Origin of the sequence: Mycolicibacterium vinylchloridicum, assembly GCF_013404075.1 — a bacterium.
Lineage (GTDB): Bacteria > Actinomycetota > Actinomycetes > Mycobacteriales > Mycobacteriaceae > Mycobacterium > Mycobacterium vinylchloridicum.
Genome location: NZ_JACBJQ010000004.1, coordinates 24,515 through 45,735, shown reverse-complemented (window position 1 = coordinate 45,735; position 21,221 = coordinate 24,515). Strand labels below are relative to the sequence as shown.

The window sequence follows — 21,221 nt, the reverse complement described above, 5'->3', positions numbered from 1 at the left end:
GTCAGCCGCGGGTGAGCGGGACGTGTGACAGTCCGCCCCAGGCGAACTGCACCGTCCCGTCGACCGCGGCCTCTTTCGAGATCGGGCGGTCGGCGTGTAGCCAGTAGCGCGCGCAGTCGACGCTGAGGGCCACCAATCCGACCGCGATCATCCGGGCGCGGTGTGGATCCAGCCCGGAATCCCGGCTGATCAGGTCGAACACCGCGTCGGTGCACGATTCGGTGGCCACCTTCACCTGGGACGAGACCTGCGGTTCGGTGATGTAGTCGTTCTCGAAGATCAGCCGATAGCCCTGGCCGTCGTGCTCGATGAAATCGAAGAAGGCCTGGACCGCCGCACGCAGCCGCTGCCGGTTGTCGGTGGTGGTGCGCAGGGCCTGCCGCACGCCGGACACCAGATTCTCGACGTGCCGGTTGAGGACAGCCAGATACAGCTCAAGCTTGCTCGAGAAGTGTTGATACAGAACGGGCTTGCTCACGCCGGCGCGGTCGGCGATCTCGTCCATGCCGGCGGCGTGATAACCGCGGTCGACGAAGACCTCGCTGGCCGCCACCAGCAACTGGCCCCGTCGTTCATCACGCGGAAGCCGGCTGCCACGCCGAGGGGCGGTGGCAGGACGGTCGCCATTGGCCGTTCGAGCGGACTTCCGCGCGGCCGTGTCGGCGAGATCGCTCATCGAGTCCTCAATCTGTGTGTGGCTGGCAGCATTGCCCCCGCGCTCGCAGCCCCGTCGCCCCGACATTACTACTCGGTGCTGGTTACTCGCCCGTAGCGCGCGCGTGGCAGGTACGGGCGCGCCGGGAGTCTCGCATACCGCTGTTGTGCCATCCTGGGTCGGTGACCTACGACCCGGGGCACCGCGGCGGCGGTCGTGCGCCCGTGCTGCGCAACGAGTGGCGTGAGCCGCTGCGCGCCCTGCGCGACCCGTTGGCAGACGAGCGGGGCAGGGTCAGATCCAATCGCGATCAGCGTCGTCAATGGCGCAAACAGAGCTGGTTGGGCCGGTTCATCTCGACCTATGGCTGGCGTGCCTATGCGCTGCCGGTGCTGGTCGTGGTCACCGGCGTGGTGCTGTATCAGACCGTCACCGGAACCGCCGCCCCGGCCACCGAACCGACCGTCGCCCACGGCGGCGTCGAAGGCCCGCCCACGATCGGGTCGAGTGGCACCGCGATCATCGGCGCGCCGCCGCGCGGGCTGACCGAGTTCGACGCCAACCTGCCGACCGGGATCCTGCCCGAGGGCGGCGCGTTCACCGAGGCGGGAGCCAAGACGTGGCACGTCGTGCCGGGCACCGCGCCCAAGGTCGGCGAGGGAACGGCCAAGACCTTCACCTACACCGTCGAGATCGAGGACGGCGTCGACACCGGGTCGTTCGGCGGTGACGAGGGATTCGCGCGGATGGTCACCGAGACGCTGAGCAACCCCAAGAGCTGGATTCACAATCCGCAGTTCGCGTTCGAGCGGATCGACGACAGCAGCCCGGGTGTCAAGCCGGACTTCCGGGCGTCGCTGACGTCGCCGATGACGGTGCGCGAGGGCTGCGGGTACGAGATTCCGCTGGAATCGTCGTGCTACAACCCGGCCTATGGGCCCGACGCGCAGCCGAGGGTGTTCATCAACGAGGCCCGGTGGGTGCGCGGTGCGGTGCCGTTCCAGGGCGATATCGGCTCCTACCGGCAGTACCTGATCAACCACGAGGTGGGCCACGCGATCGGCTACCAGCATCACGAGCCGTGTGACGAGAACGGTGGCCTGGCGCCGGTGATGATGCAGCAGACGTTCTCCACCGCTGACGACGACGCGTCGCGCTTCGACCCGGAGTACGTCAAGGCCGACGGGAAGACGTGTCGGTTCAACCCCTGGCCGTATCCGATCGCCTGACGACGATGCGGGGCGAGGTACGAGCCCTGAGGAGGAGTCAGGCAATTGGGCAGCGCCTGACGTCCGGGAAGCATTCGCAGCTGTTTGCCGTTGCTCTGGCCAGCTGTTGAGATGGATGGTGAACGTCCGTCGGGCCCTGCCAATTCAAGGAGTGCCGGTGTCACCGTTGCCGCCGCTGGTCGAACCAGCAGCAGAGCTCACCCGCGAGGAGGTTGCGCGCTACAGCCGCCACCTGATCATCCCGGACCTGGGCGTGGACGGGCAGAAACGTCTGAAGAACGCCAAGGTGCTGGTGATCGGCGCGGGCGGCCTCGGTTCGCCCACTCTGCTGTACCTGGCCGCGGCCGGCGTCGGCACGATCGGCATCGTCGAGTTCGACCTGGTCGACGAGTCCAACCTGCAGCGGCAGATCATCCACGGCCAGTCCGATATCGGCCGGTCCAAGGCCGAGAGCGCCCGCGATTCGATCCTCGAGGTCAATCCGCTGGTCACCGTGAACCTGCACGAGCTGCGGCTGGAACCCGACAATGCTGTGCAGCTGTTCGAGCAGTACGACCTGATCCTCGACGGCACCGACAACTTCGCCACCCGCTACCTGGTCAATGACGCCGCGGTGCTGGCGCACAAGCCCTACGTGTGGGGCTCGATCTACCGGTTCGAAGGCCAGGCGTCGGTGTTCTGGGAGGACGCCCCCGACGGTCTGGGCTTGAACTATCGCGACCTGTACCCGGAGCCCCCGCCGCCGGGCATGGTCCCGTCCTGCGCCGAGGGCGGCGTCCTGGGCATCCTGTGCGCCTCGATCGCCTCGATCATGGGCACCGAGGCGATCAAGCTGATCACCGGAATCGGTGAAACGCTGCTGGGCCGGCTGATGATCTACGACGCGCTGGACATGACCTACCGGACGATCCGGATCCGCAAAGATCCGCAGACGCCGAAGATCACCGAACTCATCGACTACGAGTCGTTCTGCGGGGTGGTGTCCGATGCCGCGGCCGACGCCGCACAGGACTCCACGGTGACCCCCCGCGAGCTCCGTGACCTGCTTGATTCCGGCCGGAAGCTGGCCTTGATCGACGTCCGTGAGCAGGTGGAATGGGAGATCAACCACATCACCGGCGCCGAACTCATCCCGAAATCGGTGATCGAGTCCGGCGAAGGGCTGACCAAGTTGCCGCATGACCGTGTCCCGGTGCTCTACTGCAAGACCGGCGTGCGCTCCGCCGAGGCGCTGGCCGTGGTGAAAAAGGCCGGTTTCTCCGACGCATTGCACCTGCAGGGCGGGATCGTGGCCTGGGGGAAGCAAATCGAACCCGACATGGTCATGTACTGACGGCTACTTTGCGTCGCGACAATTTAGGCTGTCGGGGTGGACGGGGTGACTGATGAGCGCCCGCCTGATCATGTTCTGGCGACCTTCGGGCTGAAGGGCCAGGAGCCTGAACCGCTCGGTGCGGGTTGGGAAGGCGGCTTCAAGTGCGGCGAGGTAGTGCTGTCGGTGATCGCCGACCACGCCAGGGCCGCCTGGTCGGCGAAGGCCCGCGAGACGTTGTTCATCGACGGGGTCCGGCTGGCCCGGCCCGTTCGTTCGACTGACGGCCGCTACGTGGTGTCGGGTTGGCGGGCAGACACATTCGTCGCCGGTACCCCCGAACCCCGGCACGACGAGGTCGTCTCGGCCGGAGTGCGCCTGCACGAGGCCACCGCCAAGCTGGAACGGCCGCGCTTTCTGACCCAGGCGCCGGTCGCGCCGTGGAGCGATGTCGACGTGTTCATCGCCGCGGACCGCGCGGCCTGGGAGGAACGTCCGCTGCACTCGCTGCCGCCCGGGGCGGTGGTGGCGCCCGGCACGGCCGACGGCGAGCGCTCGGTGGACCTGATCAATCAGCTGGCCGGTTTGCGCAAGCCGACCAAGAGCCCCAACCAGCTTGTCCACGGCGACCTGTACGGCACCGTCCTGTTCGCGGGGACGGCCGCGCCGGGCATCACCGACATCACGCCGTACTGGCGGCCGGCATCGTGGGCGGCCGGGGTTGTCGTCGTCGACGCACTGGCGTGGGGCGAGGCCGACGACGGCTTGATCGAACGCTGGGATGCGCTGCCGGAGTGGCCGCAGATGTTGTTGCGCGCCTTGATGTTCCGCCTCGCCGTGCACGCACTGCATCCGCGCTCGACGGCGGCGGCATTCCCGGGTTTGGCCCGCACCGCCGCGCTGATCAGACTGGTTCTCTAGAACTCGTGCCGGGCTTGGCTCAGGTTCACCCGGCCGTCCTTGGCCAGGACACCTTCGGCGCGTAGCAGTTCCAGCTGACGTGTCACCAGATGCGCGGCCGGCCGGCCCGATGCGGTGATCACCCGATGCCACGGCAGATCCGAAGAATCGGTGCGCATGATCCAGCCGACGATCCGCGGACTGGAAAGCTCTGCCGCCGTTGCGATGTCGCCGTAGGTGGCGACCCGGCCGGCAGGTATGGACGCCACCAGTCGGCGCACCCGCTCGACCTGATCGTCGGTCACCGGGGCCATCGCTAGTCCGCTCCGAGCAGGTCCCGGATGACTTTGGCGGTCTCTTCGGGCCTGGCGTGCGGAACCATGTGCTGGCAGGCGAAGTCTACAAGAGTGAAGTCCGTGCCGAGCCGGTCGGAGAGTCCGTCGAGAAGCGCGTCGCTGACGTATGGCGGATCCGTCCACTGCGCCCGGACCAGTGTCGTCGGAGTTCCGGTGCGGGGCAGCACAATATCTCGGGCCAGCTCACTCCAATACGACATCATCGCCGGCACGCAGATCCGCCAGCCGTAGCGGCCGTTCGGCAGCGCGATCAGATGCTCGTCGAGATCTTCTTCGAGCTCGGCCGGATCCACGTCGGCCCACGACCCGCTGAACTTCTCGGTGCGGGCCTCGTCGCGGTCGGGGTAGTCCGGCGATGCCAGCATGGACTCGGAGATCTCGTGCATCCACTGCCCGTCCAGGCCGATCGCCGGGTCCAGCAGTACCAGCCCGGCCACGAGGTCGGGGCATGCCGCGGCGAGATTGAGCGCGATCGCGCCGCCGAAGGAATGTCCCACCACCAGGACTGGGCCCTCGGCCTCGTTCTCCACCAATGTTGCCAGCGCGGTGACGTTGGCTTCGATCGTCCACGGCGCCGCATACGACGAGCGGCCGTGCCCGATCAGATCGGGTGCGGCCACGGTGAATTCGGGCAAGTGCTCGGTCGCCAGCCGGCGCCAGCGATAGCCGTGGCCGGTCAGGCCGTGGATCGCCAGCACCTGGACGGGTCCGGCGGGGCCGAAGCGATGGACGTGGAGGTCGTGGGTCACGGGCTTCATGCTGCCAGTTCGCAGAACTTGTCGGTGCCCTCTGGTGACATACCGGCATGACGACCGCCCTGCTGGCCCCGGTGATCGAGCCGGCCGATGTGCTGCGCCCGGAACTGCGGGGCACGGTGCGGGTCGTCGGCGGGCCGGGGACCGGCAAGACCAGCCTGCTGGTGGCAGCGGCCGCTGCGCACATCGCTGCCGGGACCGACCCGGAATCGGTTCTGCTGCTGACGGGTTCGGGACGGCTGGCGGCCGCTACCCGTGGCAAGCTGACCGCCGAGTTGCTGGCGGCGCGCTCGTGCGAACCGTGCCGTGCGGTGGTGCGTGAGCCGCTGGTCCGCTCGCTGCACAGCTACGCGTTCGCGGTGCTGCGACAGGCCGCGGCCCGTGCGGGTGATCCGCCGCCGCGCCTGGTCACCGGGGCCGAGCAGGACGGCATCATTCGCGAGCTACTCGCCGGCGACCTCGACGACGGGGACGCATCGGCATCGCGATGGCCGCAGCTGCTGCGCCCCGCACTGACCACTGCCGGATTTGCCACCGAACTGCGCGATCTGCTGGCCCGCTGTGCCGAGCGCGGGGTGGATCCGCTGGCGCTGCAACGTATCGGCCGGCTGTCCGGGCGGCAGGAGTGGGCAGCCGCGGGCCGGTTCGCCCAGCAGTACGAACAGGTGATGCTGCTGCGCGCGGCTGTCGGTACCGCCGCGCCGCAGGCCACCGTGCCCGCGCTGGGCGCGGCCGAGCTGGTCGGCGCCGCATTGGAAGCGCTGGCGTCCGACGCCGAGCTGCTGGCCGCCGAACGGTCCCGGGTCCGGCTGTTGCTGGTCGACGACGCCCAGCACCTCGATCCGCAGGCCGCGCGGCTGGTCCGGGTGCTCGCCGCCGGTGCCGAGCGCACGCTGCTGGCCGGGGATCCCAACCAGGCGGTCTTCGGTTTCCGCGGCGCCGATCCGGCGATCCTGACCGCCGCCGACACCCCGATGGTCCAGCTGACCCGCTCGCACCGGTGCGCACCCGCGGTGGCGGCGGCGATCAGTGGGATCGCCGCGGGGCTCCCCGGCAACACGGCGTGGCGCGGGCTGGACGGCAACTCCGCTGACGACGGATCGGTACGCGTGCGGGTGGCCGGCTCGGCGCATGCCGAGGCGGCGCTGATCGCGGACACGCTGCGCCGCGCTCACCTCGTCGACGGCGTGCCGTGGTCCCAGCTGGCGGTGATCGTCCGCTCACCCTCTGCTGCCGCGGCGCTGCCCAGGGCATTGGCCGGCGCCGGTGTCCCGGTCGCCGCGGCACAGGTCGCCGGCTCGATCGCCGACCAGCCCGCGGCACGGGCGCTGCTGTCGGTACTGGCCGCGACCGCCGACGGTCTCGACGGCGAGCAGGCGGTGTCGCTGCTGACCGGTCCGATCGGCCGGGTCGACCCGGTGACGCTGCGTCAGCTGCGTCGGGCGTTGCGCCGCAACTCTTCCGGCGAGTTCGGTGAGCAATTGGTGGCGGCCCTGACCGCGGGTCCGGTCGACCTGCCGGCAACACTGGCCCGCCCGGTGAACCGGGTGCGGGCGGTGCTGGCGGCGGCCGGGCGCGGACACCGGCGACACCGCGACCCGCGCTACACGTTGTGGCAGGCCTGGGAGCGCAGCGGGCTGCAGCGGCGCTGGCTGACGGCGGCCGAGCGCGGCGGTACCGAGGGCGCGCTGGCAGACCGCAACCTCGAAGCCGTCACCGCGCTGTTCGACATTGCCGACGACTACGTCTCGCGCACCACCGGCGCGTCGCTGAGCGGTCTGCTCGATCATGTCGGGGGACTGCAGCTTCCACCGGTCAGCGCTGATTCCCCGGCGGCCGAGGCAGTCGCGGTGCTCAGCCCGCACGCGGCGCTGGACCGGGACTGGGACGTGGTGGTCATCGCCGGGCTGCAGGACGGGTTATGGCCCAACACCACACCGCGCGGCGGCGTGCTGGGCACCCAGCGGCTGCTCGACGTGCTCGACGGCTTGGGTGACGACGTGTCGGCACGGGCTCCGCTGCTGGCCGAGGAACGCCGGCTGCTGATCGCCGCGATGGGCCGCGCGCGGCGCGGCCTGCTGATCACCGCGGTCGACAGCGACGCCGGCGACGACGCTGCGCTGCCGTCGCCGTTCGTCGCTGAGCTCGCGGAGTACGCCACTGCCGATGTACAGCCTGCCGTGCCGGCCGTCGCGCCGCCGGTGCTCGCACCGGCGGCGGTCGTCGGCCGGCTGCGCGCGGTGGTCTGCGCTCCGGCTGGCACCGTGTCCGACGGTGAACGTGCCACGGCAGCACAACAATTGGCACGTCTTGCAGCCGACGGAGTTGCGGGAGCCGACCCGGCGCAGTGGTATGGCATGACGGCCGTCAGCACGGCCGAGCCGCTGTGGAGCGGTGCTGAGCACACCGTCACGCTCAGCCCGTCGACGCTGCAGACGCTCACCGACTGCCCGCTGCGCTGGCTGGCCGAGCGACACGGCGGCACCGACGCCAGGGATCTGCGCTCCACCCTCGGCTCGGTGGTGCACGCGCTGATCGCCGATTCGGCGAGCAGCGCCGAGCAGTTGTTCGCCAAGCTCGAAACACTGTGGAGCACACTCCCATTCGACTCGCCGTGGTACGCGGACAACGAGCTGGCCCGGCACCGGGCCATGCTCGCGGCGTTCGTGGCGTGGCGGGCGGGCACCCGCCACGAGCTGACCGAGATCGGCACCGAGATCGACATCGACGGCGTGATCGCGACCCCCGACGGGGACCTGCCCGGTGTTCGAGTGCGCGGGCGGGTCGACCGGCTCGAGCGGGACGCGGACGGCCGGCTGGTGATCGTCGACGTCAAGACCGGCAAGAGTCCGGTGACCAAGGATGAGGCCCAACGCCACGCCCAGCTCACGCTCTACCAGTTGGCGGTCGCCGAAGGAGCGCTTGCCCACGGCGAGCGCCCCGGTGGTGGGCGGCTGGTGTACGTCGCCAAGCCGAATGCGTCGGGCGCGACCGAGCGCGAGCAGTCGGCGTTGACGGCAGAGAGCATCGACCAGTGGCGGCAGACCGTGCAGCAGGTGGCGGGAGCCACCGCGGGTCCGCAGTTCGTGGCCCGCGTCAACGACGGGTGCACCCATTGCCCGATGCGCGCGGCCTGCCCCGCCCACACCGCACCGCGAACGGAGCAGCCATGACCTACAGTCCCACGGAATTGGCTCAGGCCCTTGGCCTTCCGACCCCCACCGACGAGCAGGCCGCGGTCATCGCCGCACCGCCGGGACCGCTGGTCGTCATCGCCGGTGCCGGTGCGGGCAAGACCGAGACCATGGCCGCACGGGTGGTCTGGTTGGTGGCCAACGGATTCGCCGACCCCGGCCAGGTCCTCGGCCTGACCTTCACCCGCAAGGCGGCCGGGCAGCTGCTGCGCAGGGTGCGGTCCCGGTTGGCCCGGCTGGCCGGCCATCTCGGCGGTCCCGCGCAGCAGGGTGCGCCGACGGTCAGCACCTATCACGCGTTCGCCGGCACCCTGCTGCGCGAGTTCGGCCCGCTGTTGCCGGTGGAGCCCGACGCCCGGCTGCTGAGCGAAACCGAGTTGTGGCAGTTGGCGTTCGAGGTGGTCAGCGGCTACCCGGGTCCGCTGGACACCGAGAAGGATCCCACGGGTGTCACCGCGATGGTGCTCAAGCTCTCCGGTGAGTTGGCCGAGCACCTCGTGGACACCGACCAACTGCTGGACACCCACTCCGAACTCGAGCGCCTGGTCCATCACCTGCCGGCCGGGCGCTACCAGCGTGACCGCGGCCCCAGTCAGTGGTTGTTGGCCATGCTGGCCACCCAGACCGAACGCACCGCGCTGGTGCCGCTGATCGACGCGCTGCACGCCCGGATGCGCGCGGACAAGGTGATGGATTTCGGCTCGCAGATGTCGGCGGCGGCGCGGCTGGCCTCGGCCTGCCCGCAGGTGGGGGAGCAGCTGCGGGCACGATTCCGGGTCGTCCTGCTCGACGAGTACCAGGATACCGGCCACGCCCAGCGGATCGCACTGTCCTCGCTGTTCGGTGCCGGCGCCGACGAGGGTCTGGCGCTGACCGCCGTCGGCGATCCGATCCAGTCCATCTACGGCTGGCGCGGGGCGTCGGCGACCAACCTGCCGCGCTTCACCACCGACTTCCCGCAGGCCGACGGTTCACCGGCACCCACCCTCGAACTGCGGACCAGCTGGCGCAACCCGCCGAGCACACTGCATGTCGCCAATGCCGTGTCGGCCGAAGCCCGCCGCCGGTCGGTGGCAGTGCGCGCGCTCGAGGCCCGCCCCGGTGCCGACCCGGGCACGGTGCGGTGCGCCCTGCTCAATGACGTGGCCGCCGAACGTGACTGGATCGCCGACCACATCGCCGAGCGGTATGCGGCGGCCGCGGCCGCCGATGACGAGCCGCCGACCGCCGCGGTTCTGGTGCGCCGCAACGCCGATGCCGGTCCCATCGCCGAGGCGTTGACCGCACGCGGTGTTCCGGCGGAAGTGGTCGGCCTGGCCGGGCTGTTGTCCATTCCGGAGGTCGCCGACGTGGTCGCGATGGTCCGGCTGGTCGCCGACCCGGCCGCCGGGGCGGCGGCCATGCGGGTGCTGACCGGGCCGCGCTGGCAGCTGGGCGCGCGTGACCTCGCGGCGCTGTGGCGCCGCGCGGTCACGCTCGACGGCTCGCGGCCCGCGTCCGCGAGTGCTGAGCAGATCATCGCCTCGGCCGCGCCGGATGCCGACACCGCGAGCCTGGCCGACGCGCTGGCCGATCCGGGCCCCGCGACGGCCTACTCGGAGCAGGGTCATCGGCGCATCATCGATCTGGCGGGCGAACTGGCAAGGCTGAGAACGCTTTTGGGTCACCCGGTCACCGAACTCGTCGGCGAGGTGCGTCGCGCCCTCGGCGTCGACGTCGAGGTTCGGGCCGCCCGGCCCGTCGCCGCCGACTGGGCCGGTGCCGAGCACCTGGACCGCTTCGCCGACGTCGTCGCCGACTACGCGGCGCGCCCGCGCGCATCTGTCGAAGGTCTGCTGGCCTATCTCGACGCGGCCGAGGTCGTGGAGAACGGGCTGGCCCCCGCCGAAGTCAGCGTGGCGACCGGGCGGGTTCAGGTGTTGACCGTCCACTCCGCGAAAGGGCTGGAGTGGCAGGTGGTGGCCGTTCCGCACTTGTCCGCCAGGGTCTTTCCGTCGACCGCCGCCAAGCGCAGCTGGCTCACCGATCCCGCCGATCTGCCGCCGCTGCTGCGCGGTGACCGGGCGGCCGAAGGTCTGCATGGGGTTCCGGTCCTCGATACCGCACACGTCAACGATCGAAAAGCGCTGTCCGACGCCATCATGGCGCACCGCAATCAGCTCGAGCAGCGCCGCCTCGACGAGGAACGCAGGCTGCTGTACGTGGCGATCACCCGCGCCGAGGACACCTTGCTGCTGTCCGGTCACCACTGGGGCGCCAGCGAGAGTAAACCCCGCGGGCCGTCGGACTTCCTGCACGAGATCAAAGACATCATCGACCGCGCGGCGAGCGCCGGTGAACCCTGCGGCGAAGTCGAGCAGTGGGCCCCGCCTCCCGCCGAAGGCGAGCGGAACCCGTTGCGCGACAGCGTCCGTGAGGCGATCTGGCCCGCCGACCCGCTCGGTAGGCAACGTGCCGACATCGAGAACGGCGCCGCGCTGGTGCGCAAAGCACTCGCCGGTGAGGTCGCCGACACCGGCGAGGATCCCGAGTGCTGGACGGCCGACGTCGACGCGCTGCTGGCCGAAAGGTCCCGCGTCGCCACACCGTCGCCGGCTGAACTGCCCGGCCAGCTGTCGGTCAGCGCGCTGGTCGAACTCGACCGCGACCCCACCGCGCTGCGCCGGCTGACCCGGCGGCTGCCGTCTCGCCCGGACCCGCACGCGATCCTGGGCACCGACTTCCACGAGTGGGTGCAGCGGTTCTATGGCGCGGAGCGGCTCTTCGACCTCGACGACCTGCCCGGTGCCGTCGACGGCACGGCCGGCGACACCGAAGAACTCGAGGATCTGCAGACCGCCTTCACCCGATCAGAATGGGCGGCGCGCACCCCGGTGGATGTGGAGGTGCCGTTCGAGATGGCGATCGGCGACACCGTCGTGCGCGGCCGCATCGACGCGGTGTTCGCCGACGCCGGCGGCGGCATGACCGTGGTCGACTGGAAGACCGGCGAACCACCGGCCGACGAGGACGCGAAACGGCATGCCGCCGTGCAGCTCGCGGTGTACCGCCTGGCGTGGGCGGCGCTGAAGGGCTGCCCGCCGGCAGAGGTGCGCGCGGCGTTCCATTATGTGCGGGCAAACACCACCGTGAGGCCGGAAAACCTGCCTGGCCCAGACGAATTGGTGGCGCTGCTGGCCCGCTCTAGTACTTCGGAGCGTTGCGCCTGATCGCGATGGCCTGGGTGATCATCGGCACCTGCAGCGGCAGCCGGGCCAGCGCCAGCAACTTCATCGGCAACGGCTTGTCCTTCCACAGCCGGCACATGTTGACGTTGGCCGGGAACACCGCCAGGTACAACGCGATCGCGAACAGCGCGGCAGCACGGCGCGTCCGCGGCACCAACAACATGGTCCCGATGCCGACCTCGGCCACGCCGGAGGCGTAGGTGTAGAACCGGGCGTCGCCCGGTAGTTCGGCGGGCACGATGTCATCGAAGGGCTTGGGCGCCACGAAATGCCCGACGCCAATGCCGATGAGCATCAGCGCGGCGCGGTAGGCGGGCAGCTGGCTGGGGCTGCGTGAAGGTTCGAGTTCGGTAGTCGTCGTCGGCATGGGTACATAATGCTGGAGTGGTGGCACTGGGGCGAGAGGGTCTGGGGCGCAGAGGGTCGGACACGATGACGGAGTCGCGTGGCCAAGGGTAGGTTGCGGCGCAGGCTCGAGGCGATCGACGAGAACCTGGCGGCCAAGCCGGACAGCGCGCTCGTCGACTATCTGCACATCCCGGAGAAGTTCGTCAGCCCGGGCCGTCGCATCGCCCGCCGGCTGATCTACGCCCTGACGGCGCTGTTCGCCGCGGTGATCATCGTCTACCTCGACCGGGACGGCTATCGCGACGTCCGCGACGGGCCGCTAACCTTCCTGGACTGCCTGTATTACGCCACGGTGTCGCTGTCGACCACCGGCTACGGCGACATCACGCCCTACACCGAGACCGCGCGCCTGGTGAACGTCCTGGTCATCACGCCGTTGCGGGTGGCGTTCCTGATCGTGTTGGTCGGTACCACCGTCGAAACCCTGACCACGGCGTCGCGGCAGGCTCTCAAGATCCAGCGTTGGAGGAACAGCGTGCGCAACCACACCGTCGTCATCGGTTACGGGACGAAGGGCAGGACGGCGGTGGCCGCGATGATCGGCGACGGCGTCGCGCCCGCCGACATCGTCGTCGTCGACACCGACCAGGCCTCACTGGACCGGGCCAACGCCGCCGGACTGGTCACCGTGCGCGGTGACGCCAACAAGTCCGATGTGCTGCGGCTGGCCGGCGCCCAGCACGCCAATTCGATCATCGTCGCCACCAACAGCGACCCGACCGCGGTGCTGGTGACGCTGACCGCGCGGGAGCTGGCGCCGAAAGCCAAGATCATCGCCTCGGTCCGGGAGGCCGAGAACCAGCACCTGCTGCGCCAGTCGGGCGCCGACTCGGTGGTGGTGTCCTCGGAGACCGCGGGCCGTCTGCTCGGCATCGCCACCAGTGCCCCGAGCGTGGTGGAAATGATCGAGGACCTACTCACACCGGACGCCGGTTTCGCGATCGCCGAGCGGGAGGTCGAGCACAAGGAGGTCGGCGGTTCCCCGCGGCACCTGCCCGACATCGTCCTGGGGGTGATGCGCGACGGCAAGCTGCTGCGCGTCGATGACCCTATTGTCGACGCGCTGGAGCCCACCGACCGGCTGCTCTACGTCCGCAGCGCCGGAGACTGACGGCGTGACATTCCGACTGCGCAACGTTCCGCTGCTGTCCCGGGTGGGTGCCGACCGTGCCGACCATCTGCGCACCGACGTCGACGCCGCGATCGCCGGCTGGGCCGATGCCGCGGTGCTGCGAGTCGACCACCGCAACCAGGTGATGATCGCCGACGGCCGGGTGCTGCTGGGGCCGGCGGCCAAGCTCGGCGACACGCCGCCGCGCGATGCGGTGTTCCTGGGCCGGCTGGCCGACGACCGCCACGTGTGGGCGGTGCGCGCCGCGCTGGAAGCCCCCGAGGACGGTGCCGAGGCCGAGGTCTCCGATCTGCGCCGCGGCGGCCAGGTGTTCGACGACGTCAGTGCCCAGCTGGTGGCCTCGGCGCTGGCCTTGCTGAACTGGCATGACCAGTCGCGGTACAGCCCACTCGACGGCTCGCCGACCAAGGCGATCAAGGGCGGCTGGTCACGGGTGAACCCGCTGACCAACCACGAGGAATTCCCCCGCATCGATCCGGCCATCATCGTGTTGATTCACGACGGCCATGACCGCGCGGTGCTGGCCCGCCAGACGGTGTGGCCGCAGCGGCTGTTCTCGTTGCTCGCCGGATTCGTCGAGGCGGGGGAGTCGTTCGAGTCGTGCGTGGTGCGCGAGGTCGCCGAGGAGGTCGGCCTGTCGGTCACCGACGTCGAATACCTGGGCAGCCAGCCGTGGCCGTTCCCGCGGTCATTGATGGTGGGTTTCCACGCGATCGGCGATCCCGAGCAGGAGTTCGTCTTTCACGACGGCGAGATCGCCGAGGCGGCGTGGTTCACCCGGGCCGAGGTGCGCGAGGCACTCGAACACGGCGACTGGAACAGCGAGTCGTCGTCGCGGCTGCTGCTGCCGGGATCGATCTCGATCGCCCGGGAGATCATCGAATCCTGGGCGGCCCAGGACTAAGACGCCAGCTTCGCCTGGACTTCTTTGAGGCTGGGGTTGGTCAGCGCGCTGCCGTCGGCGAACTTCAGCGTCGGCACGGTCTGGTTGCCGTTGTTCACCGACATCACGAATTGAGCGGCGGCCGGGTCGTGCTCGATGTCGACCTCGGCGAAGGAGATCCCCGCCGACTTCAGTGCGGTCTTCAGGCGCTTGCAGTAGCCGCACCACACGGTGGAGTACATGGTGAGCTGGGGATCGTTGCCACTCATGAGAGACGAACCTAGCGGAGCGCCGACGTGCAATGTCCCCACCCCCTGCCAAGATGGACCGCATGCCGGTGACCGTCGATCATCTGACCGGCCTCGATGACGAACAGCGCGAAGCCGTGCTGGCCGCTCGCGGGCCGTTGTGTGTGCTCGCCGGTGCCGGCACCGGTAAGACGCGCACCATCACCCACCGCATCGCGCACCTGGTCGCCAACGGTCACGTCGCCGCCGGCCAGGTGCTGGCGGTGACGTTCACGTCCCGTGCCGCCGGTGAGATGCGGGCGCGGTTGCGTGCCATGGATGCCGGTGGCGACGGAGTCGCGGTCGGCTCCGTGCAGGCGCTGACGTTCCACGCCGCGGCCCGCCGTCAGCTGCAGTATTTCTGGCCGCGGGTGGTCGGCGACACCCGCTGGGAGCTGCTGGACACCAAGTTCTCCGTCGTCGCGCAGGCCGCCAGCCGCAACCGGCTGCAGGTCAGCACCGACGACGTTCGCGATCTCGCGGGCGAAATCGAGTGGGCCAAAGCCTCGTTGATCAGTCCTGAGGGGTATGCCGCGGCGGTCGCGAAGGTTCAGCGCGACATTCCGCTGGACGCCGACAAGGTCGCCACCGTCTATGCCGGATACGAAAAACTGAAGGCCAACCGCGACGGGGTCGCACTGCTCGATTTCGATGACCTGCTGCTGCACACCGCCGGAGCGATCGAGAACGACGCGGCGGTGGCTGCCGAATTCCGGGACCGTTACCGGTGTTTCGTCGTCGACGAGTACCAGGACGTCACCCCGCTGCAGCAGCGCGTGCTCGACGCGTGGCTGGGCAACCGGGACGACCTGACCGTCGTCGGTGACGCCAACCAGACCATCTACTCGTTCACCGGTGCCTCGCCGCGCTTCCTGCTCGACTTCTCCCGGCAGTTCCCCGAGGCGACGGTGGTGCGCCTGGAGCGCGACTACCGCTCCACGCCGCAGGTGGTGTCGCTGGCCAACCGGGTGATCGCTGCCGCGCGGGGTCGGGTCGCCGGTAGCAAGCTGCATCTGATCGGTCAGCGCGAGCCCGGCCCGTCGCCGACCTTCCGTGAGCATCCCGACGAGGTCGCCGAGGCGACCGCTGTCGCGCGTTCGATCAAGCGGCTCGTCGAATCCGGAACGGCCCCAGCCGAAATCGCGGTGCTCTATCGCATCAACGCCCAATCCGAGGCGTACGAAGAGGCGCTGACCGAGGCCGGTATCCCGTTCCAGGTGCGCGGCGGCGAGGGGTTCTTCAGCCGCCAGGAGATCCGCCAGTCCCTGGTGGCGCTGCAGCGCGCCGCGGAACGCCAAACCGACAGCCCGCTGCCCGAGATCGTGCGACAGATCCTCGAACCGCTCGGGCTGACCGGCGAACCACCGGCCGGCACCAAGGCGCGGGAGCGCTGGGAGGCGCTGACCGCACTGGCCGAACTGGTCGACGACGAGGTGGCTGCGCGTCCCCAGTTGGACCTGCCCGCCTTGGTGGCCGAACTGCGAGTGCGTGCCGACGCCCGGCATCCACCCGTGGTGCAGGGGGTGACGTTGGCGTCGCTGCATGCCGCCAAGGGTTTGGAATGGGACGCGGTGTACCTGGTTGGTCTGGCCGACGGCACGCTGCCGATCTCGCACGCGCTGGCCCATGGCCCGGACAGCGAGGCGGTGGAGGAAGAGCGACGCCTGCTGTATGTCGGAATCACCCGCGCCCGAGTGCATTTGGAGCTCAGCTGGGCGCTGGCCCGCACGCCGGGTGGGCGGCAGGGTCGGCGTCCGTCACGGTTCCTCAACGGCATCGCGCCGCAGGCCCAGTCCGAGCCGACGCCGAACAAGCCGCGCCGCCAGAAGGGTGCCACCCCACGCTGCCGGGTGTGCAATGCGGTGTTGACCACCGCACCGTCAATCATGTTGCGCCGCTGCGAAACATGCTCGGTCGACGTCGACGACGAACTGCTGGCCCAGCTCAAGGACTGGCGCCTGCGCACCGCCAAGGAACTGAAAGTTCCTGCCTACGTGGTCTTCACCGACAACACGCTGATCGCGATCGCCGAGTCGTTGCCGTCGGACGACGCGGCGCTGGTGGCGATCCCCGGCATCGGAGCCCGCAAGCTCGAGCAGTTCGGCCCGGACGTGCTCGACCTGGTGCGCGCCCGCCGATAGCGGGCCGGTCAGGGGTGGCCGGGGCCGTAGTTGACCGTCCTGGTGGTGGAGTTGGTCCCGTTATCGGCGATTCCGGGGGTTCCGCCGCCGGTGTAGCTGCTGACGTCGCCGACACCGAGGCTCGCCGTGCCGCCCGGGTTGTTCACCGTGGCGCCGCCGGTGTAGCTCGACGGCCCCCCGACTCCGACCGAGGCGTTTGCGCAGATGTTGGCCGGGAAAGCGCCTGCCGATGTCGGCGACTCGCTGCACAGATTGTTCGACGTCGAACCCCCCGTATAGCTCGACGCGTCGCCGACGCCGGCGGAGGGCCCGAAGCCCGCGCCAGTCACCGCCCCGGATTCGCCGTCGGCCCACGCCGTCGCCTGGGGCAGCCCGGCGAGTGAGATCACGACGGACCCAGCTACCAGCCCGATGGTTCGAACAATTTGCCGTGTGTTCATTGTTCAGCACCCCTTCGTTAACCGTTTGTTCACCCAGGGTAGCGCTGTGAACGCCCAACCGAGTGCAAACGGGCGTCGGGGGAGCCGATCACGCAACCGCCGCAGTCAACGCGACAAAATCCGACTCCTGCCGGTAGCCGGCTGCGGTGATGAATCAGATTGTGGTTGACGTCATTTCGTACGGCCTGCCGTCAGCTCAGGCCTTCACCAGCCTCGGCGCCTGCCAGGCGCCACTCAAGGCGTCCGGCGTGGGCCAGTACAGCCGAAGGATCGCGGCGAACGGTCCCGGCGGAGCGGGCAGCCAGTTGGGTTCCTTCTCCGGGCCCGGAGACTGATTCTGCAGGTACAGCGTCAGGCTGCCGTCGGGGTTCTTCACCAGGCCGGGCAGCATCGGGGAGTTGATCAGATACCGATTGATCGGGTTGTGCACCAGCAGGCTTTCCGGAAGCTTGTACATGGTCAGCGACCAGAACGCGTTCACCGGCGGCAGCTGGCCGGCGGGGAAGGTCAGGGTGTAGCTGTTGGCCCCCGTCAGTGACTGGCCGTCGGCGTCTGTGGCGTAGATCGGGTACATGGCCTCGGCCTTGGAGTTGCCGTAGATCCCCAGTGCCGCCCCGGCCATCCGGTAGAGGTAGTTGTCCTTCAGCTCGTCCTTCGTGCCGAACAGATCACCTGAGGTCACCTGTCCGGTGTCGAGCTCGGCGGTCTTGAAGGTGTCCAGCTCGGACCAGGCGTCGGCCATGCCGTCGGTGATCGCCTTGTGCATCTCCGGGCTGAGCGAGGCGGCGTTGAAGGTGCCGTCGGGCGCGACCCCGATGCCGGTGAAGCGGTCACGCACGGCTGTGTCCGACGGCAGCGCTGGTGCATAGCGCAGCGCGAAGTTCATCAGCTCGAAAAACGTCGGCGAGGTCTTCTGGTCGTCGGGCGTCAGCGCCACCGGGAAGTCGATCGCTGGCGCGGCGGGGGGAGCGGGCTGGCCGAGGAAAGCCGACAGCGGCTGCACCGTGTAGCCGGCCTGAATGTTCTTGACGTTCTCCACGTCGTCGGGCCCGAAGAGCTGGGTGCGGTAGAGCGCCAGAACGAAGTCGGTGTCGGATCGGATCACCTCGTCGACGCCGGCCGGTTTGTCGCCGGTCCAGCCCGGGCCGGCCAAGAGGTACGTGCCGCCGCTGTTGCCAGTGGTGCGGCTGCCCAGGTAGGCGAAGTTGTAGGTGTAGCCGTCGACGAACTGCACCGAGAAGTAGCGATCCTGCGCGATCGGCGGCAGGGTCAGCACCAGCGGCTCGGCGCGCAGATCCGCGCCGAGCATCGAGTAGGGCGTGTCGGAGTTGGGCGTCTGGATGGCCGTGTCGGCCGGGGTGAAGACGCGGGCGACGCTGTGCACCTGGTTCCAGTCGCCCTTGTACTCCGGGCTGTGCGAATCGACGAAGTAGGAGTACTGCACCCGGTAGGTGTCCACCATCGGAAAGCCGTACGTGTAGGCCTGTTTCGCGATGGTCCTGACGTCTCCGAGGGTGAGCGGCTCCCCGGCCGGGGTGGCCGGGGAACCGTCGGTCCCCGAGGTCATGGTGGGCTCAGCCCAGTGCGGCCAGTGCTGCGTCGTAGTCGGGCTCCTGACCGATCTCGGGCACCAGTTCGGTGTAGGCGACCTTGCCGTCGGCGCCGACGACCACGACGGCCCGGCCGAGCAGGCCCGCCATCGGTCCGTCGGTGATCGTGATGCCGTAGTCCTCGCCGAAGCTGCTGCGGAACGCCGACGCCGTCACGACGTTCTCGATGCCCTCGGCACCACAGAACCGCTTCTGTGCGAACGGCAGATCCTTCGACACGTTCACCACCGGCGCGCCGGTGGCCGCCGCGCGCTCGTTGAACGTCCGCACGCTGGTGGCGCACACGGGGGTGTCGACCGACGGGAAGATGTTGAGCACCAAAGCTTTTCCATCGAACTGGCCGCTGCTCACGGAGCCGAGGTCGGTGCCGGTCAGGTCGAAGGCGGGGGCCTGGGTGCCGACGGCGGGCAGGTCTCCAATGGTGTTGATCGGGTTTCCACGCAGGGTTATCTGTGCCATGGCAATCAGTTTGTCAGGGCCGGTGGGGCGGCCGCTGGCCGGGTCGGTTGCCTGGCACCGTCAGAAAACCCCGCCCATGGTGGATCCGTCGATCATGCGGTCCAGTTCGGCGCGGGCCAGTTGTTTGCGGAATTCACCTGCGTGGGAGGCGTCGCCGGCGTTGTGCATCACCTCGGTGATCCACACCGCAGAGATCTGGGCGTTCCAGATGTGGCGCAGGCAGGTTTCGGAATAGCTGTCGAGCGGGCCGGGATCGCCGTGGTGCACTTGCTGGATCACGGCGCGGGCGAACACGTCGGCGTCGTGGAGGGCGAGGCTCATTCCCTTGGCGCTCATCGGCGACACGATGTGTGCCGCGTCCCCGAGGAGGAAGAGCCTTCGGTAGCTCATGGGGCTGTGCACGACGCTCCGGATCGGGACGATCTGCTTGTCCGTGAACGGTGCCCTCGCTGGAAGTGGCTCGCCGAACCGCGTCTCGAGTTCGCTCCACACGCGCTCGTCGGGCCACTGTTCGGGGCTGTCGGTCAGTGCGCACTGCAGGTAGAAGCGGCTTTTGTTCGGGCCGCGGGTGATCTGCGCGGAAAAGCCGCGGCTATGGATGGCCATGACCGCCGGAGGGTCGGCGGGGACGTCGGCGAGCATGGCCAGCCACGCGTAGCCGTGCTCATGGGAGTGGGTGGTCAGCACGCCGGCCGGGATCGACGTCTTGCTGACCCCGCGGTCGCCGTCGCAGCCGGCGATGTAGTCGCTGGTGATGGTCACTGTGGTGCCGCTGGTGTCCCGGTAGTGCAGAACACTGCGCTCGGGGTCGAGACGGGCGTCGTCGGCTCCGAAGCGAATGTCCCCGCCGTCACGCAGAAAGACGGCGATGAGGTTGCGGACCAGCACCTGCTGTGGGCAGAAGACGCCGTCGGCTTCGTCTTCGCCCAGGGTCCACTGCCGGACCTGGCCGTCGATCCGCAGCGGCGCACCCTCGGATCCACGGTCGCCGACGGCCTGGCCTTCGACGACTTCCTCAAGACCCCACTCGCCGAACAGGCCTACCGCCGAGCCGTCGAGTGCGCCGGCACGGTGGCGGCCCTCGACATGGTCGCGGCTGTGTTTCTCCACCACGATGCATGGGATTCCGTTGCGCAGCAAGAAGTTTCCCAACGAGAGTCCGGCGACGCCGGCGCCGACGATTGCGACGACCGTTCGTTCTGTTTCATCCATACGGTCCACTTTGGGATGCCGAGCAGCTGCCGCCCACCGATAAACAGCCAGCGGATACCGGAAAGTCGCCAGCTTGTGAAACTACGCGCCGTCGGTGCCCAGTCCGGCCTGGTAGCGCCCCGGAGTCTCGCCGACGACGGAGGCGAACGCCTCGATGAAGCTGGTGGGGTTAGACCACCCGCACGTGATGGCGGTGTCGGTGACGGACCCGCCGTTGCCCAGGTGGACCAGTGCGTGGTGGATGCGCAGCACGGTTCGCCAGCGGTGGAAGCTCATGCCGAGTTCGTCGTGGAACAGACGAGTCAGGGTGCGGGCGCTGGCGCCGGTACGTCGTCCGAGTTGGCTCAGGGTGGTGGACTGGGCGGGGTCGGCGCGCAGGATTTCAGTGACCGCACGCAATCGGTCGTCGCGCGGCTCGGGCAAGTGCAGTGACTCGTCGGGTGTTGCGGTGATCTCGTCGATCACCACGGCGCGCAGCCGCCGATACGCATCCGACTGTCCGTCGGGTCGGCTGGTGAGTGTCAGAAGCGCTTCTCGCAGTAGGGGATTCACGCCGAAGACGCCGGGGAACGGAGCCAGGTGTCCGCAAAGCTCGGCGGGGATCACCACGACTCGGACATCGGTGGTGCCGTAGAACCGGTGCGAGTGAGCGAATCCGGGCGGCGTCCATGTCAGCCGGTTCGCCGGGGCAACCCACGTGCCCAGCTCGGTGGTGGTGGCCAGCAATCCCGACGCTGCGTATACCAGCTGACCGTCGGTGTGGAAGTGGGCATCGATGTGAAACCCGTGCTCCATCCGGCCTGCGCCATGGGACACCCCCGGGGGAAAGATGGGAGCCGGTCCCGTGGATTGGCGAGATCCCTGCATTGCCACAAGCTACGGCCGCACACCTTTTCGTGGCGGCCCACGCGGTGGGCCGGCGTCCCGTAGCCAACAAAACCCCAGGTCAGAAAATCGCTTGTGCCGAAATCGTGTTAGGGTTTAGCCTCGATTCATCAATCCTGTGCCGATCGATGGCTAC

At 69.1% G+C, this 21,221-nt stretch carries 18 protein-coding genes; 8 read left to right on the top strand and 10 right to left on the bottom strand.

The window, feature by feature from the left end:
* Position 1: 1 nt before the first annotated feature.
* Positions 2-676: an HTH-type transcriptional activator FasR gene (locus HPC46_RS05060; protein WP_179467450.1), complete on the bottom strand. Its 675-nt coding sequence runs from the start codon at positions 674-676 to the stop codon at positions 2-4.
* Positions 677-837: 161 nt separating this feature from the next.
* Between HPC46_RS05060 and HPC46_RS05055 the strand changes: the two genes are divergently transcribed.
* The 3 genes from HPC46_RS05055 to HPC46_RS05045 all read left to right on the top strand — a co-directional run bounded on the left by HPC46_RS05055 (position 838) and on the right by HPC46_RS05045 (position 4,117).
* A complete protein-coding gene (locus HPC46_RS05055; protein WP_179467448.1) occupies positions 838-1,884 on the top strand; it encodes a DUF3152 domain-containing protein in 1,047 nt (348 codons plus the stop codon).
* A gap of 115 nt (positions 1,885-1,999) precedes the next feature.
* Positions 2,000-3,217, top strand: a complete 1,218-nt coding sequence (gene moeZ / locus HPC46_RS05050; RefSeq protein ID WP_179467446.1) for an adenylyltransferase/sulfurtransferase MoeZ — start codon at positions 2,000-2,002, stop codon at positions 3,215-3,217.
* A 45-nt stretch (positions 3,218-3,262) separates the two neighbouring features.
* Complete coding sequence (locus HPC46_RS05045) at positions 3,263-4,117, top strand: TIGR02569 family protein (protein WP_179467444.1); 855 nt, start codon at positions 3,263-3,265, stop codon at positions 4,115-4,117.
* Here the strand turns inward: HPC46_RS05045 and HPC46_RS05040 are convergent.
* Both HPC46_RS05040 and HPC46_RS05035 read right to left on the bottom strand, forming a co-directional pair.
* Complete coding sequence (locus HPC46_RS05040; protein WP_179467442.1) at positions 4,114-4,410, bottom strand: MGMT family protein; 297 nt, start codon at positions 4,408-4,410, stop codon at positions 4,114-4,116. The genes HPC46_RS05045 and HPC46_RS05040 overlap by 4 nt on opposite strands.
* A gap of 2 nt (positions 4,411-4,412) precedes the next feature.
* Positions 4,413-5,201 carry an alpha/beta fold hydrolase gene (locus tag HPC46_RS05035; RefSeq protein ID WP_179467440.1) on the bottom strand — a complete coding sequence of 263 codons (789 nt, stop codon included), beginning with the start codon at positions 5,199-5,201 and terminating at the stop codon, positions 4,413-4,415.
* A gap of 56 nt (positions 5,202-5,257) precedes the next feature.
* Between HPC46_RS05035 and HPC46_RS05030 the strand changes: the two genes are divergently transcribed.
* Positions 5,258-8,380, top strand: coding sequence for an ATP-dependent DNA helicase (locus HPC46_RS05030; protein WP_179467438.1), 3,123 nt, complete (start codon positions 5,258-5,260; stop codon positions 8,378-8,380).
* Positions 8,377-11,610: an ATP-dependent helicase gene (locus HPC46_RS05025; RefSeq protein WP_179467436.1), complete on the top strand. Its 3,234-nt coding sequence runs from the start codon at positions 8,377-8,379 to the stop codon at positions 11,608-11,610. The genes HPC46_RS05030 and HPC46_RS05025 overlap by 4 nt, the downstream gene beginning before the upstream one ends.
* Here HPC46_RS05025 and HPC46_RS05020 read toward each other — a convergent pair.
* The gene (locus HPC46_RS05020) at positions 11,585-11,995 is read right to left on the bottom strand and encodes a DoxX family protein (RefSeq protein ID WP_179467434.1); all 411 of its coding nucleotides are present in this window, start codon (positions 11,993-11,995) and stop codon (positions 11,585-11,587) included. The genes HPC46_RS05025 and HPC46_RS05020 overlap by 26 nt on opposite strands.
* 78 nt (positions 11,996-12,073) lie before the next feature.
* Here HPC46_RS05020 and HPC46_RS05015 point away from each other — a divergent pair, with 78 nt between their 5' ends.
* Together HPC46_RS05015 and nudC are read left to right on the top strand one after the other, a co-directional pair.
* A complete protein-coding gene (locus tag HPC46_RS05015; RefSeq protein ID WP_179467432.1) occupies positions 12,074-13,147 on the top strand; it encodes a potassium channel family protein in 1,074 nt (357 codons plus the stop codon).
* A 4-nt stretch (positions 13,148-13,151) separates the two neighbouring features.
* A complete protein-coding gene (gene nudC, locus HPC46_RS05010; RefSeq protein ID WP_179467430.1) occupies positions 13,152-14,072 on the top strand; it encodes an NAD(+) diphosphatase in 921 nt (306 codons plus the stop codon).
* Here the strand turns inward: nudC and HPC46_RS05005 are convergent.
* Positions 14,069-14,320, bottom strand: coding sequence for a mycoredoxin (locus HPC46_RS05005; protein WP_005140603.1), 252 nt, complete (start codon positions 14,318-14,320; stop codon positions 14,069-14,071). The genes nudC and HPC46_RS05005 overlap by 4 nt on opposite strands.
* 53 nt (positions 14,321-14,373) lie before the next feature.
* On the opposite strand from HPC46_RS05005, the gene HPC46_RS05000 reads away from it, so the two are divergent.
* A complete protein-coding gene (locus tag HPC46_RS05000; RefSeq protein ID WP_407665473.1) occupies positions 14,374-16,479 on the top strand; it encodes an ATP-dependent DNA helicase UvrD2 in 2,106 nt (701 codons plus the stop codon).
* Between the two features lie 8 nt (positions 16,480-16,487).
* Here HPC46_RS05000 and HPC46_RS04995 read toward each other — a convergent pair whose 3' ends face one another.
* The 5 genes from HPC46_RS04995 to HPC46_RS04975 form a co-directional block, all read right to left on the bottom strand.
* Entirely contained in the window at positions 16,488-16,868 is a 381-nt protein-coding gene (locus HPC46_RS04995; protein WP_179467426.1) for a hypothetical protein, read from the bottom strand.
* Between the two features lie 247 nt (positions 16,869-17,115).
* Complete coding sequence (locus HPC46_RS04990) at positions 17,116-18,486, bottom strand: DUF1254 domain-containing protein (protein WP_179467424.1); 1,371 nt, start codon at positions 18,484-18,486, stop codon at positions 17,116-17,118.
* Positions 18,487-18,493: 7 nt separating this feature from the next.
* Positions 18,494-18,988: a thiol peroxidase gene (gene tpx / locus HPC46_RS04985; RefSeq protein WP_179467422.1), complete on the bottom strand. Its 495-nt coding sequence runs from the start codon at positions 18,986-18,988 to the stop codon at positions 18,494-18,496.
* Positions 18,989-19,048: 60 nt separating this feature from the next.
* Positions 19,049-20,200, bottom strand: coding sequence for a 4-hydroxybenzoate 3-monooxygenase (locus tag HPC46_RS04980; protein WP_179467420.1), 1,152 nt, complete (start codon positions 20,198-20,200; stop codon positions 19,049-19,051).
* Positions 20,201-20,281: 81 nt separating this feature from the next.
* Positions 20,282-21,067, bottom strand: a complete 786-nt coding sequence (locus HPC46_RS04975; protein ID WP_218893738.1) for an AraC family transcriptional regulator — start codon at positions 21,065-21,067, stop codon at positions 20,282-20,284.
* Between the last annotated feature and the right edge of the window lie 154 nt (positions 21,068-21,221).